This is a genomic window from Alteromonas sp. KUL106 (assembly GCF_009811415.1).
Lineage (GTDB): Bacteria > Pseudomonadota > Gammaproteobacteria > Enterobacterales > Alteromonadaceae > Alteromonas.
The window spans coordinates 97,976-112,472 of the sequence record NZ_BLIG01000019.1 but is presented as its reverse complement, the minus strand read 5'-3'; the positions used below and the strand labels follow the sequence as shown (position 1 = coordinate 112,472).

The 14,497-nt window shown below is 43.6% G+C and carries 10 protein-coding genes and 1 pseudogene; 8 read left to right on the top strand and 3 right to left on the bottom strand.

Features of this window, described 5'->3' with window-relative positions; translation table 11 throughout:
• Window positions 1-152: 152 nt before the first annotated feature.
• The 6 genes from prfC (at window position 153) to GVO63_RS07145 (ending at window position 10,022) form a co-directional block, all read left to right on the top strand.
• Window positions 153-1,742: a peptide chain release factor 3 gene (gene prfC, locus GVO63_RS07170; RefSeq protein WP_159493452.1), complete on the top strand. Its 1,590-nt coding sequence runs from the start codon at window positions 153-155 to the stop codon at window positions 1,740-1,742.
• 13 nt (window positions 1,743-1,755) lie between these two features.
• Window positions 1,756-3,486, top strand: a complete 1,731-nt coding sequence (argS, locus tag GVO63_RS07165; protein ID WP_159578793.1) for an arginine--tRNA ligase — start codon at window positions 1,756-1,758, stop codon at window positions 3,484-3,486.
• 293 nt (window positions 3,487-3,779) lie between these two features.
• On the top strand, window positions 3,780-4,346 hold the full coding sequence (locus GVO63_RS07160; protein WP_159578791.1) for an NADPH-dependent FMN reductase: 567 nt from the start codon (window positions 3,780-3,782) through the stop codon (window positions 4,344-4,346).
• A 294-nt stretch (window positions 4,347-4,640) separates the two neighbouring features.
• Window positions 4,641-4,811, top strand: a complete 171-nt coding sequence (locus GVO63_RS07155; RefSeq protein ID WP_159493440.1) for a hypothetical protein — start codon at window positions 4,641-4,643, stop codon at window positions 4,809-4,811.
• A gap of 11 nt (window positions 4,812-4,822) precedes the next feature.
• Entirely contained in the window at window positions 4,823-4,978 is a 156-nt protein-coding gene (locus tag GVO63_RS07150; protein ID WP_159493439.1) for a hypothetical protein, read from the top strand.
• 511 nt (window positions 4,979-5,489) lie between these two features.
• The gene (locus tag GVO63_RS07145; RefSeq protein ID WP_236552081.1) at window positions 5,490-10,022 is read left to right on the top strand and encodes an EAL domain-containing protein; all 4,533 of its coding nucleotides are present in this window, start codon (window positions 5,490-5,492) and stop codon (window positions 10,020-10,022) included.
• Window positions 10,023-10,075: 53 nt separating this feature from the next.
• On the opposite strand, the pseudogene GVO63_RS07140 reads toward GVO63_RS07145, so the two are convergent.
• Window positions 10,076-10,582 (bottom strand): annotated as a pseudogene (locus GVO63_RS07140) (DUF2891 family protein); the annotation flags it as partial.
• A gap of 165 nt (window positions 10,583-10,747) precedes the next feature.
• Window positions 10,748-11,797 (bottom strand): PLP-dependent cysteine synthase family protein, encoded by a 1,050-nt coding sequence (locus tag GVO63_RS07135; RefSeq protein ID WP_159578787.1) that lies wholly within the window; start codon window positions 11,795-11,797, stop codon window positions 10,748-10,750.
• A 390-nt stretch (window positions 11,798-12,187) separates the two neighbouring features.
• On the opposite strand from GVO63_RS07135, the gene GVO63_RS07130 reads away from it, so the two are divergent.
• Window positions 12,188-13,402 carry an endonuclease/exonuclease/phosphatase family protein gene (locus tag GVO63_RS07130; RefSeq protein ID WP_159578785.1) on the top strand — a complete coding sequence of 405 codons (1,215 nt, stop codon included), beginning with the start codon at window positions 12,188-12,190 and terminating at the stop codon, window positions 13,400-13,402.
• Window positions 13,403-13,494: 92 nt separating this feature from the next.
• On the top strand, window positions 13,495-13,941 hold the full coding sequence (locus GVO63_RS07125; RefSeq protein ID WP_236552080.1) for a hypothetical protein: 447 nt from the start codon (window positions 13,495-13,497) through the stop codon (window positions 13,939-13,941).
• 53 nt (window positions 13,942-13,994) lie between these two features.
• Here GVO63_RS07125 and GVO63_RS07120 read toward each other — a convergent pair whose 3' ends face one another.
• A complete protein-coding gene (locus tag GVO63_RS07120; RefSeq protein ID WP_236552079.1) occupies window positions 13,995-14,453 on the bottom strand; it encodes a hypothetical protein in 459 nt (152 codons plus the stop codon).
• Window positions 14,454-14,497: the final 44 nt, after the last annotated feature.

Below are 14,497 nucleotides of genomic sequence, written 5' to 3'. Positions count from 1 at the left end.
AAAATGCTAAAATCCGCGCAATTAATTACCAAGCCGTATCCAGCGTTTTACCGCAATACTGAATTTGCGCGGAAAAGCTTTGCTTATCCGTTATAAAACGCGCCTGTAAGTAATTGGTTTACAGGGATAATAGATAACGAAGATAAGTATTGATGTCAGATAAGAAGCTGTTAGAAGAGATTAAAAAGCGACGCACGTTCGCAATCATATCGCACCCGGATGCGGGTAAAACCACCATTACTGAAAAAGTATTGTTGTTTGGACGCGCCCTGCAAACCGCCGGCACTGTAAAAGGTAAAAAATCGGGTCAGCACGCTAAGTCTGACTGGATGGAAATGGAAAAAGAGCGTGGTATCTCGGTTACCACGTCTGTCATGCAGTTTCCTTACAGCGATCACCTAGTTAATTTGCTTGATACCCCAGGACACGAAGATTTCTCTGAAGATACATACCGTACGCTGACGGCTGTTGACTCTTGTCTTATGGTTATTGACGCCGCTAAAGGTGTAGAAGACAGAACTCGTAAGTTAATGGAAGTCACTCGTCTGCGTGATACACCCATTATTACCTTCATGAACAAGCTTGACCGCGATATTCGTGATCCGATGGAACTGCTTGATGAAGTTGAGACAGAGCTTGATATTCTTTGCGCACCAATTACCTGGCCAATTGGCTGTGGGAAAAGCTTCAAAGGGGTATATCACCTTCACCGCGACGAAACTATTTTGTACCAAAGCGGCCAAGGCCACACAATTCAAGATGTACGTATCATTAAAGGGTTAGATAACCCAGAGCTCGATACTGCCGTAGGAAGCGATCTTGCTGGAAACTTACGTGATGAGCTTGAACTTGTGCGTGGCGCGTCTAATGAGTTTGACCGAGAGCTTTTCTTGGAAGGCCAACTCACGCCGGTATTCTTTGGTACTGCGTTGGGTAACTTTGGCGTTGACCATATGCTTGATGGGTTGGTGGAATGGGCGCCTGCGCCACTGGGTCGTGAAACCGAAGAAGGCACAATCGAAAGTACTGATGGTAAGTTCAGTGGTTTCGTATTTAAGATCCAGGCCAACATGGACCCGAAACACCGTGACCGGATCGCGTTTTGTCGCATTGTGTCGGGTAAATACGAGAAAGGCATGAAAATGCGCAACAGCCGTTTAGGTAAAGACGTGCGTATCTCTGATGCCTTGACGTTTTTGGCGGGTGACCGCTCGCTGTTAGAAGAAGCATATGCTGGTGATATTATTGGCTTGCATAACCACGGTACAATCCGTATCGGTGACACTTTCACGTCAGGCGATAACTATCGTTTTACTGGTATTCCAAACTTTGCGCCTGAGCTATTTAAGCGCATTCGCTTGAAAGATCCGCTTAAGCAAAAACAATTACTAAAAGGCCTAATCCAGCTTTCTGAAGAAGGTGCGGTTCAGGTGTTTAGACCACTAGCAAACAACGATTTGATTGTTGGTGCAGTGGGTGTACTTCAGTTTGATGTGGTTGTTGCGCGACTTAAGTCAGAGTACAACGTTGATGCACTTTACGAGCATATTAACGTGAGCACTGCTCGCTGGGTTTATTCAAATGACGAGAAAAAGCTTGATGAATTCCGCCGCAAAGGCGAGCAAAACCTCGCGCTGGATGGTGGTGATAACCTGACGTATATCGCACCGACTATGGTTAATTTACAACTTGCGCAAGAGCGCTACCCAGACATCCAGTTTACGAATACGCGCGAAAATTAAAGAAAGAAACATTATGAATATACATGCACTACTAGTTAACCGTTTCACAGAAGCGCTACAAGAAATGGGCGTTGAAAATGCGCCAGTACCTGTTTCGCGCAGTGCTCGACCAGAGTTCGGTGAGTATCAGTTTAACGGCGCAATGGCGCTAGCCAAACAGCTAAAACAGAAACCGCGTGATATTGCAGATAAAATTGTTGAGACTGTTAAGCTTGACGATATAGCCAGCAAACTAGAAGTAGCGGGTCCTGGCTTTATCAATGTACACCTTAATGACGAATGGCTGTCAAACCAGTGTGAACTTTCGCTGACTGATCCGCGTTTGGGCATTGCTAAGTCTGAAGAACAAAATATTGTCGTAGATTATTCATCGCCAAATTTGGCTAAAGAAATGCACGTAGGTCACCTGCGCACCACTATTATTGGCGATGCAGTGGTAAAAGTGCTTGAGTTCTTGGGGCACAATGTTATCCGTCAAAACCACATGGGCGACTGGGGTACACAGTTTGGTATGCTGCTCGCGCATCTTTCAGACAAGCTTCAAGATGAAATGGCTGAAACCGCGCTGTCTGACCTTGAAGATTTTTACCGAGAAGCCAAAGTACGCTTTGATGAAGAAGAAGGTTTTGCCGACCGCGCCCGTGAATATGTAGTAAAGCTACAAGGGGGGGACGCTCAGTGTCTAGCGCTGTGGGAAAAGTTCATTGATGTGTCTATTGCCCACTCTGAAGAAGTGTACGATAAGCTAAACGTAAGCCTTACGCGTAAAGATATTATGGGTGAGTCTGCGTATAACGATGATTTAGCCAATGTGATTAGTGAGCTAAAAGCGAAGGGCATTGCTGTAGAAGATCAAGGTGCGCAGGTGGTATTTATTCCTGAGCTTGCCGATAAGGAAGGTAACCCTGCGGTTTACATCGTTCAAAAATCGGGTGGCGGCTATTTGTACGCAACGACTGACCTTGCGGCAATGCGCTATCGCAGCGGCAAGCTTAACGCTGATCGTACGCTGATCTTGACAGATGCACGTCAGGCGTTGCACTTCAAGCAAACGGAAATCGTTGGCCGCAAGGCTGGATTTATGAAAGAAGAGCAAACGTACGAGCATTGCCCGTTCGGTATGATGCTTGGCAGTGATGGAAAACCATTTAAAACGCGCACCGGCGGCACGGTTAAACTGGTTGAATTGCTTGATGAAGCGGTTGAGCGTGCGGGTAAACTCATTGCCGAGCGCGACAATGATTTAAGTGAAGCAGAGCTTAAAGAAGTTGCACGTAAAGTAGGCATTGGCGCCGTGAAATACGCTGACCTATCTAAAAACCGCACAACTGATTACATGTTCAATTGGGACTCAATGTTAAGCTTTGAAGGTAACACCGCGCCCTATCTTCAATATGCCTATACCCGTGTGAAAAGCTTGTTCAGAAAGGCTGATGTTGATATGGCAACTATGTCGGTAGATATCAATATTGTTGAGAAACAAGAGCATGCGCTAGCTGTGTTGCTGATGCAATTTGAAGAAGTGATTGGCATGGTATCGCGAGAAGCTACACCGCATGTCTTGTGTGCGTACTTATATGATGTCGCATCAGCGTTCATGACATTCTACGAAGCGTGCCCAATGCTTAAAGAAGGTATTGAACCAAATGTACGTAACAGTCGATTAGCGTTGTCAGCTCTGGTTGCCAAAACGCTAGAGAAAGGATTGACCTTATTAGGTATCGAAACACTAGAAAAAATGTAGTGTTCACTGTACAACAATACTTATTGAGATTGAAAAAGGCTGACATCGACTGTCAGCCTTTTTTTATGCGAGTTTAACATGTCCGTACTCTATGTTGCGTCACTTTGATGCAGAGCCACTATACCTGCAATAACACGCCGCGATTACGAACATTTTAAGTCTCGCTGAGCGAGTATTTAACTAAGCGGACTGGTATAAGTGGTTATTCTTACACTTCAATTAGAACCAAAAGAGCAACAGATTCTTATAAATTAATTAATAACAACATTTTAAATTAACGACAGGAAACACTCATGACTAAGATCCTTGCATTTGCAGGAAGTACCCGTAAAGGTTCATTTAACCAAGCCATTGTGAACGTAGCCGCTGAGGGCGCTCGCGAGGCCGGCGCAGAAGTCACCGTCATTGATTTGGCAGATTTTCAGATGCCAATTTTTAATGAAGACGAAGAAGCAGAGTTTGGTATGCCCGAAAAAGCGCAGGCGTTCAAAGAGTTATTAATAAGTCATGACGGCTTTTTGATTGCTTCTCCGGAATATAATTCAAGCTACCCGGCGCTGCTTAAAAATGCCATTGATTGGGCGTCTCGCATGGGAGAAGGTGAAAAACCATTACAAGCCTATCGCGGGAAAGTGGCTGGGATTATGGCGGCATCAGCCGGTGGATTAGGCGGCATGCGCGTGCTTGTGGTAATGAGAATGTTACTTGAAAACTTAGGTACAATGGTGCTACCCAATCAAAAAGCTATCGCAAAAGTAAACACGCTTATGGATGATGGCGAAATTACCGACGAAAAAACCATAAAACAGCTTAAAACCCTGGGGAGAGAAACTGCTGAGTTGGCTGGTAAGCTTGCCTGATACATGTAAATAAGGTAGCTAGAGTAGGCTGGCGGCACTCTAGCTATCTATACTGAAGATTTCGTGTCGATGCTAACTGAATAGGCTTTTTTAATTGCCTCGATTGGATATTGCTTTAGTAAATACTAGAAACAGATAGCACCATCAAGCCCCTTCATTGCCTCGCCTTAAAAATAAGCTTAAGTTCACAAAACAACGTAAAACCCAACTCATGGCCAGTCGTCAATGTTGCTTTGATGTCATAATCTAGCGAAGTGCATTAGCACGTTACTTTACTTTAAAAGGAGCTTATTTATGGAAGAACTGAGTATTAATGAACTGAACGAAGTGTCTGGAGCGGGGCTTATCGGCGATATTATGTATGGTATCGGTTACGGAGCTGGCTACGCGGGTGGATATTTTTACAGCCACGTAATGACATCGAACCGATGGCTAGATGATGTTGCTGACTTCGTTTTGCGTTGAGGAGTCATTTTATGGAAGAGTTAAACCTAGAAGAGATAAATCAATGTAGTGGTGGCTATTGGCAGCATGTACTGACTTACATGACGTTAATTGATTTCGCCTATGATATCGGCCGAGGACTCGGCAATGGGTTTTACGATGGGGCTCATGAACCACAAATTCCTTGATTGAACCCGGGCAGGCTTTGGGCCTGCTTTTTCACCTTTTAATTAAACATACAAAGTTAATCATCATGGATAGAAAAAAATATAGCTATTTCGCATTCTGGTTTCTTGTGATCCTCAACATTGTCTCTCTTTTTGATAGCATACTTTCAACAAAGGGTTTTTCTATTTTTAGTGAACCTGAGTTTCAGAATTTGCTTCTTTTAGCGTTAATTCATAAGTTGTCTAAAGATAGTTCTACAAAACAAAAAAATGCTGATGTCATTTCGTGACATAGCATTTGATGGGAAGTAAGTTTAGTTAAGATGAGTTTGTCGTTTTCGGATAGATAAATGCGCATGGCCTATTAAGTCTGCTAAAGTACAATGGTTATAATCGGGCTTTAAGTTATGATTCTAGATAGCGAAGACGACGCAAATAATAAAACTCACACTTAGGTTCCCATTTATTGATGTTAAAGCAAAACCGAGGAGCAGCCTTTCACTTATTCATGCTCCAGTTATTGAGCATAATAGTGTTTTTTTTCGCGTTATCTGCTTTTGTCGCTGCTGCAGAACCTATTGTTGCAACGCCTTCCTTTAGAGTACTTTCTACTGAACAAGGTTTAAGCCAAAACACAGTTAACGACATGCTCATAGATAAAGAGGGATTACTGTGGATTGCGACAGAAGCCGGGCTTAATCGCTTTGACGGAAGTCAAAATAAGCAATATTTAGGGCAAGACAATGAATTCGCTGATGATGGCATCTACACACTATTTGAAGACCAAAGAGGGGATTTGTGGGTAAGTACTTACAGTAGTGGTATTTATCGCATCAATCGGCGAACTGGAAAATCAAAAAGGCTGATAAATGTCCCCTATAAAGAACAGCCTTCGTGGTATCAGTATGCTTCCCACTTTATCTCTGCGCCCGGCGATGTCATATATGTGGCGCTTGACCACCTTATTATCAAATTGAATTTAGTAACAGAGAAGAAAGAAACCGTTTTTGACCTTTTTTCATCTATTGCTGACCTTTCAAATGATGATGTCATACGTTACATCCATCTGTCCGACGACGTGCTATTTGTTGCCACTTCTGTAGGGCTCTACGCTAAGAATTTGCAGTCGGGCGATATTAAGAAAATTGCTCATACGAGTGAAGATAGAGCCAATAGAAACAATATTAACACCAAGCTTATCGTCGTAGATGAGCATCAGAAGTTTTGGCTCGGCACGGTTGAAGGGCTCTATCAATTTGATTTTGCTGAATTAATAGATTTTGTGAAATATGATGGCGAACAGCCATCCTCAAAGCAAATTGTCGAATCCCTAAATATCTGGAATCTTGAGCGATTGGAAGGTTCTCTTTATTACATGTCGACGGATCAAGGGCTATATACCATTGACTTGTTATCCAATGAACTAAAGCATTTATTTAAACCGTCAGACTCTCGCCTACAGATAACTGACGATGATTTGTACAAAGTCGCAATAACGGCAGACGAGCAGGTGTGGCTCTCCACCGGAACGTCTGGCGTGTTACTGTGGTCACCTCAATCGACGTTATTTAAAAACGTTATGGGTGATGGGAAAAGCAGTGAGAAGTTGAGTAACAATACTGTCTACAGCTTTTATCAGGACGACGCCCAAAAATTATGGGTAGGAACAAATAACGGCCTTAATCTATATCACGCTAACACAGGTCAGGTAGAGCAATTTTTAGTGAACGAAGATAATAAAGCTGTTATTTCTTCGGGCACAATATTTACAATAAGGCCCGCCGAAAAAGGTCGGGTTTGGTTGCTTACGCACGGTGCCATTGTAAAATTTGATACGGCTACTAAACGTCCTATCTCTTACCCACTTGGAAGCCAGCAAGACAAATTATTAAATTCAAACAAAGCGTACGACTTAATCCGCATTTCAAAAGGCCGTTACATCGTCGCCGCTGATGGCAAGTTTTGGAATTTTAACGACGAGAAGGGAGAGGTGTCCCTCTCCGAAACACTTTCGTCTAACCTAGATTACGATCAGCTTTACACTTTTTTGCCTGACCACGGCACGACAGACAATTCAATACTCATAGCGATGATAGGAGAATTGTGGCGATTTAACGCGGCAACTGGAAACTTAGATAAGTTACATCAAGCTCGAAAGTCTCAATCGGAGTATGCCATTCATCCCACCGACACCGTGTTGGATGACAACGGTATTTTGTGGATTACTTACCCCGGTCACGGGCTTTATGGTATTGATGCGAAAACAAACGAGCAAAAATACTTTTTTGATACGAGCAACCTACTGCCAACTAACCTCGTCGTGAGTTTAGAGAAAGATCAAAAAGGTGATATCTGGATTGGGAGTCATCAAGGGCTCCTTAAGCTCGACCCGAAAGCCATTAAATTATCGCAATATAGCGTTACAGATGGCTTAGCTACAGGTGAGTTCATCTGGGGCGCCAAAGCAGGTCTGAACGATGGAAAAATAGTATTCGGTTCGCAAAAAGGTTTCACTGTGTTATCACCAGAACGGTTTGGTGAGCAAGACAACGTTGCGTCTTCGACGTTCATCACAGATGCAAGTTTACTCAGTCAGCCGCTGCACTTAGGCATTGGCAGCATTAACAACCGTTCTCTACTATTAGGTTACGACGATGTAGGGCTAACTATTCACTACTCTGATATGCGGTTTAAGAAGACCTCAGCTTCCTACTATCAATATGAATTAATGGGAGACGTTTCTGTCGTATACCCACCTACCAAGTCAACAGAAGTCACATTTCCTCAGTTGGAGCCAGGTGAATACGAATTTAGTGTTGGTCGAGTTGACCCCGTCAATAATGTGTATGGTCCTCGCGCAAAATTGAGAATCAAGGTGGCATATCCCATCTATGCATCACCTTTGGCTTATTCTGTTTATTTTCTCATTTTCCTTGTTGTTACCTTAGTGATTTATACACGCCGTAAACAAAACAGCGAAGCGCTTCGCGCTGCACATTTAGAGGCGCTAAAACATAAAAACAGATTATCGATGGCCCTAACAGCAAGTAACACCAAAGTGTGGGCTTGGTATGAAGATTCAGACAAAATTACTCAAGATCGTATTGTAGATGACCTTGGTTATTCAGAAACGGGAACAAGGTTGTCCTTTAGGGAACATATATCCCTCATCCATAAACACGATCTTAATGCTTTCTTAGAGCAGTGGGAAAACGCGACTAACGAAAGTGCTAAAGGTATTGATATCAGCTATCGCATGAAAGCGAAAGACGGTCATTATGAATGGTTTAGAGACGTAGGCTCTCTGGTTGTTAATAACCAAACAGATAGCTGTAAAAGATTAGTTGGTACGTACTCCAATATCACCGATTCGGTGAATGCTGAATTCAAAGCGCGATTATTCGGTGAAGCATTTCAGTATACTCGAGATTGGGTTGTGGTCTTTGATAATAACTTTCAAGCTATTGTTGTTAATCAGTCTTTCAAAGGTGCACTGGGCTTGCGCAAAGACGCGAATTTAATAGAAGAGCTCAATCGGTTATATCGGGAGCAGAAGCATCAGCTTGAAGAAGTCTATACTGAAATGCGTAGGCTCAATCCAAATGAACATTGGAGTGGTGAAGCTAATATAAGTAGTTTCACTGAGCAGCGCTATGTGGTCAGTATTAGAATCACCGCGGTTTCTAGTGAGCGCAATGGGCAGGAAATTGACCGATATCTGGTGATACTGTCCGATATAACACAGCAAAAAGACGCGCAAAATGCGCTTGTTCAGCTAGCAAATTATGACAATTTAACAGGGCTGCCCAACCGCACACTTTTACTCGATCGGCTGCAGCACGCCTTTTATCAAGCAGCGCAGCAACAAAGTAGAATTGGGTTGTTCTTCATTGATTTAGACCGTTTTAAACAAGTTAACGATAGTCTTGGACACGAAGCCGGTGACGAGCTGCTCGTAACGGTTAGCAAACGCCTGGAAAAGTTAATCAGAAAATCTGATACGGTAGCTAGACTTGGAGGTGATGAATTTGTCGTTCTTCTCGAGAGTGTTGGTAATGTTCAGGATCTTGGCCATATAGCGAACGACATTATACAAGCGTTAGGGCAACCTATTACACTTTCTAATCAGGAGGTAAGCGTATCGGCGAGTATCGGTATTTCGCTTTATCCAGACGATGCTCAACTTCCAACCGAATTGCTCAAAAATGCCGATATAGCCATGTACCATGCTAAAGAAGCAGGCAGCAACAATTTTCAGTTCTTCACCGAGCACATGAATGAGCAGGCGCGATCAAAACTTCAATTAGAAAACAAATTGAAGCATGCCTGTATCAATAAATCTTTTTCAAACTATTATCAGCCCATTGTGTGTTGTACTACAGGGGCTATCGAAGGCTTCGAGGTGCTGATGAGGTGGCAAGAAGGTAAAGAGATGATTTCACCCGATATCTTCATTCCCGTTGCTGAAAACATTGGCATGATAGCCGAAATGACAATACAGCTTATCGAACGAGCTTCGCAGGTTCACAAGCAACTTTATGCTGAAAACAATCGGACCTATTTATCCATTAATTTAAGTGCAAAACATCTGATAGATGAATTCTCATTAAATGAAATGTTGAGAATACTGGAGTCTAACGGTGTGCCAGCGCAAAACATATGTTTTGAAATTACTGAGAGCGCTCTGATGGAAGATTACCACAGCGCCATGCATGTTATTGGGACATTGAAATCGAAAGGATTTACGATAGCGCTGGACGACTTTGGTACTGGCTACTCGTCATTAAAATATTTAAAAGATTTTCCAATTGACGTTCTTAAAATTGACAAAAGTTTTGTTCAGGGCATTGGTATTAATAGTGGTAATGAAGCCATAATTCTAGCGACATTACGTATGGCCGAAAGTCTTGATATTGAGTGTGTGGCGGAAGGAATAGAAACCTCAGAGCAAGTCGAATTTTTTCAAAGAAACGGCTGCAGGTATTTGCAGGGCTTTTATTTCTCTAAGCCAATAGAGGCAGATAAATTACCAGGCCTCGTTAGCGCTATGAAAACCACTAGCTAGCCGTGGATTAGCTGCGGCTGGCTAACATCATGTTACGCTTATATCTTAGTGCATTAATTCAATCCGCGCTTCGTTTCCAAATAACTGGCAAAGCTGCCAAGCCAGTGGCTTCCCATATAGTGCATATCACCAAAGACTGCACTGAGCCCCGCTTCACGATGTGCTTTAAGTGCCTCTTCAAGCACAGGTACGCGTGTATCATTGTCTGGTAACGCCTGCATAATGCCTTCTATCATCCACGCTCGGCTAATGTTCAGTCCGTCCAAGTGAGCGAGTTTACCATCTGTTTTATCCGTTACCGTAGCAGGTAATAGCCAGCCTGAGGTGTTCTCGGTTAAATTGGGAAAGAACGCTTTAAGCCAAAGGCTATAGTCCTTTTTTGACATTACCCGACGCATTAAATCGGCTTCAGCTAAGCAAGGCGACAGAAAGTCTTGGCCAGAGGGCTCATAGATCAAAGGACATTGAGTGTCGGCCAGATAGTAGTCTTTCACCCTAGAAGTCAATAGCGCTTCAAATTCCTCGTTACGTACGATTTTTGCCCAATCCAACATTAAGCCAATGCAACTGCACAGCTAACAAAACTCTTTATTTTGGTCATAAAATTATGCGCTATATCAATGATAAGTAGTTCACTACTGTATAGCGATGATCGTCTTGAATAAAGTGCTGTGCGACACATCACGTTCCTGCACCTTAAACGTCAGTAAAGGGCTACTTAATCTTTACGCAGTAGCGCCGATGCCCTCTAGTTTGACGGTATATTCATCGAAGGAACCAATGGTCTTTGCTACCCAGGAAGCATTATAGTAAGTATCACTATATCTTTCTCCGCTGTCGCACATGAGCGTTACAATAGAGCCAGCCTCACCGCGCTCTTTCATGAGTTTGGCAATGCTTAATGCGCCCCATAAGTTAGTACCAGTAGAAGGGCCCGCCTTTATCCCCATGGTGTTGTTTAACCAATGCATGGTTGCAATGCTGGCCGCATCGGGAACCGCAATCATGTCGTCTATAACATCGTGTTGAAAAGAGGCTTCCACCTTAGGGCGTCCGATGCCCTCTATACGGCTTCCGCGCGCGGCGGTAAGCGTATGGTCTTTTCGTTTAAAGCTATCAAAAAAAACACTGAATTCCGGATCTACGACGACTAGCTGAGAGGAAAGTCCTTTATACCGAATGTAGCGTCCAATAGTGGCTGACGTTCCCCCTGTTCCAGCACTCATAACGATGGTATGCGGCACAGGGTGGGGCTCTGCTTTCATTTGTTCAAAGATACTTTCTGCAATATTATTGTTTCCACGCCAGTCTGTAGCGCGTTCGGCGAAGAGAAACTGGTCCATAAAATAGCCGCCTAGTTCGTCTGCCACCTTTGTTGCTTCGCTGTGCATCTGTGTAGGGCAGTCGACAAAATGGCAGCGTCCACCATAACGTTCAATCAAGGCGATTTTACTCTGGGCGGTAGATTTGGGCATTACCGCAACAAAAGGTACGCCAATCATTTTAGCAAAGTAAGCTTCTGACACGGCAGTACTGCCTGAAGAAGCTTCAACGACAGTGGTTCCCTCTACAATTTTTCCATTACAAAGGGCATAGAGAAAAAGAGACCGGGCCAATCGGTGCTTTAGGCTACCCGTTGGATGCGTACTTTCATCTTTAAGATAGATATCGATATCGTTAAACGCGATTTGCTCTAACTTTATTAAGTGCGTATCCGCCGAGCGTTGATAATCGGCATTAATAATATTAATCGCTTTTGAAACCCAGCTTTTCATAACTCATCTCTCTTTCACTTAAAATACGCCATCTTGAGCGGAATATCTAATAGACGAACGTTATGCGTAGTGTGCGTAACGTAAATTGAATAAGACAAAACGAGAATACCAGTGAAGAGCGAGTAATTGATTCTATTATTTTTATACACTTGGCTTATCGTGAATAATTAATTCTTTATTTTATCTTTTTATAAAATATTTTTGCGTGTTTGCGTGTTTGCGTGTTTGCGTGTTTGCGTGTTTGCGTGTTTGCGTGTTTGCGTGTTTGCGTGTTTGCGGAGAGCAAGAGAGATATTGCCTTGTCGATACAGCTCTCTAGCAAAACAAAAAGTTCAGATAAGACGTCGATGTTGCTATCTTTGGGTATCGCTTTTACTCAAAGGTAGCACCATGAAAAACAGAGGGCTTTTCTTCGCCATTGCTTTTTTACCCCCATTACTTGTATCCACCCCGAACAGTGCGCAAGAAGAACAGACGCTCAAAGTCGCTACGTTCAATGTCAGTATGGAAGCCACTAACTACAAAGCATTGGGTATGAAGCCAAGCGATAAAGTGCTTCAACACGTCCTATCAACGGGCGAGCATAGTCAGGTAAAAAATGTTGCTGAAATCATTCAGCGTGTTAACCCCGACATCTTACTGTTGAACGAATTTGACTATATAGCTGACAAGAGTAAAGGGGTAGAAGCGTTTGTTCAAAACTACCTGAACGTCTCTCAACGTGATCTTAAGCCGGTGAATTATCCCTATACCTATGTTGCGAGTGTGAATACCGGCGAGCCGACAAAATTTGATTTAGACAATAATGGAAGAGCAGAGGGCTTTGGTGGTGACGCATATGGCTATGGGCTTTACCCAGGTCAGTATGGCATGGCGCTTTTATCAAAATACCCCATTGATGTTGATAACATTCGTACTTTTCAGACATTCAAATGGCATCACATGCCTCATCCACAAGTGCCTATCGTTCCTGATGAAATGGGGCGTATTGACAGCGGTACACCCTGGTACAGTGTTGAAGAGTGGGCGGCGCTTAGGTTGAGTTCGAAATCGCACTGGGATGTACCTGTAATAGTGGGAAATAAAACCGTTCACATACTTGCAATGCATCCCACACCACCAAACTTCGATGGGAGAGAGGACCGAAATGGCAAACGTAATTTTGACGAGATCAGACTCATGGCAGATTACCTCTCTCCCGACAAAGGAGCATACATCTACGACGATAATGGCGACAAAGTAAGCTTGTCGGAGAACTCGCGGTTTGTACTCGTTGGTGACTTCAATGCGGCAGATATTGGGGATAAACATCGCGAGGGCGTAATCGAACAGTTAACCAACCACCCTTTGGTTAATAACGACATTATTCCAATTAGTGCAGGTGGTGCTGGGGCGTCAAGTGCCGAATTTAGTAATCGGTTTACTGCCTATTGGGGGGCCAGAGCCGACTACGTCTTGCCTTCTCGTTATGGCTTTAATGTCAATGATGCCGGTGTATTTTGGCCTGCTAAAACCAGTGAGTTGTATCGATTAGTCAAAAACCGTGAAGCCAGTTCAGACCACCGGTTAGTATGGGTGAGCTTGTCGCTGACGCAAGATGAGTAGAGGCCAAGTTTCGTGGAGTGAAAAGATAGAGAAATAACGTTTACGTCACCAGAAAAACGGATAAATAAGCTGAGATAGAAATGAAAAGAGTAATGGATAAAGCGGTTTTGTGTTTGAAAAGGGTGTTAGTCATTGGCGTGAGCGCATCATTATATGCCTGTGGTGCTCAGCCCATAGAATCTGTCGATACGCCTGTTGCGAGCGTTGAAGAGGTTGAAAAACTAGCGCAAGTTGTTGATACCTCCTTGCCTTTGGTACAGCAAGCTTATTCCATTGAGTCTGAAAAAGTGTGTGACAAACAAGGTGGTAGCTGGAAGAAAGTAGGTCGACAACAGGCATATGCTTGCGTGTTACCGGCAAAGGATGCGGGTAATGTGTGCAACGACAGCAGCGAATGCGAAGTGGCCTGTGTGACAGAGAACAATTCGGTAGGCGCCGAACAAAGGGCCAGCGGCGTGTGTTTAGAAAGCACCGACTTATTTGGGTGTAGAGCCTATGTGTCTAAAGGTGTTGTGGAGCATACTCTCTGTGTTGACTGAGTGTGTGATGACTTAAGCGCGTGCCTCCGGCCGTGCGCTTCATAAATCAATAGTCAATTAACGTTAGGGAAATCAAGCCTGTCCATTTTACTCGCCGTCTCATTACATTCACCTAATAGATGAATCCTATCTTCGGTTTGATGTGTATCTATTTCGATATAGCCAGATTGGCAGTAACTGGTTTCATCGAATTTTCTATCAAGCGATGCATAGAGTCGCTCCGCCATTCTATCGGCGTTATCTGACATTTTGCGTGATGAGCCTCCACGATTTTCCTGCCCTCCACGATTGCCACGTCCACCGCCATCGTTTCCTTGAGCACGGCTGCCTCTGCCGCCGTCTTTGGCGCCATCTCGCTGATGCATCAACGGAATGCTAAATGCGAAGAGCTTTGTACCATCTTGCTTGATCTTAGTTTCAAAAAGTATTTCATCCATATCTAAAGGTGGTGGTCGATGAGCGCATGCACTGACCATTAAAGACGTTGTTATCACTAAGAATGTTTTTTTCATTTTATTTTAGGCTTATTTGAACCACATTACTTTGAGAGTCGAAG

Coding starts and splice junctions, on each gene's coding strand:
- prfC (WP_159493452.1), top strand. CDS start 153: ATGTCAGATAAGAAGCTGTTAGAAGAGATTAAAAAGCGACGCACGTTC.
- argS (WP_159578793.1), top strand. CDS start 1,756: ATGAATATACATGCACTACTAGTTAACCGTTTCACAGAAGCGCTACAA.
- GVO63_RS07160 (WP_159578791.1), top strand. CDS start 3,780: ATGACTAAGATCCTTGCATTTGCAGGAAGTACCCGTAAAGGTTCATTT.
- GVO63_RS07155 (WP_159493440.1), top strand. CDS start 4,641: ATGGAAGAACTGAGTATTAATGAACTGAACGAAGTGTCTGGAGCGGGG.
- GVO63_RS07150 (WP_159493439.1), top strand. CDS start 4,823: ATGGAAGAGTTAAACCTAGAAGAGATAAATCAATGTAGTGGTGGCTAT.
- GVO63_RS07135 (WP_159578787.1), bottom strand. CDS start 11,797: ATGAAAAGCTGGGTTTCAAAAGCGATTAATATTATTAATGCCGATTAT.
- GVO63_RS07130 (WP_159578785.1), top strand. CDS start 12,188: ATGAAAAACAGAGGGCTTTTCTTCGCCATTGCTTTTTTACCCCCATTA.
- GVO63_RS07125 (WP_236552080.1), top strand. CDS start 13,495: ATGGATAAAGCGGTTTTGTGTTTGAAAAGGGTGTTAGTCATTGGCGTG.
- GVO63_RS07120 (WP_236552079.1), bottom strand. CDS start 14,453: ATGAAAAAAACATTCTTAGTGATAACAACGTCTTTAATGGTCAGTGCA.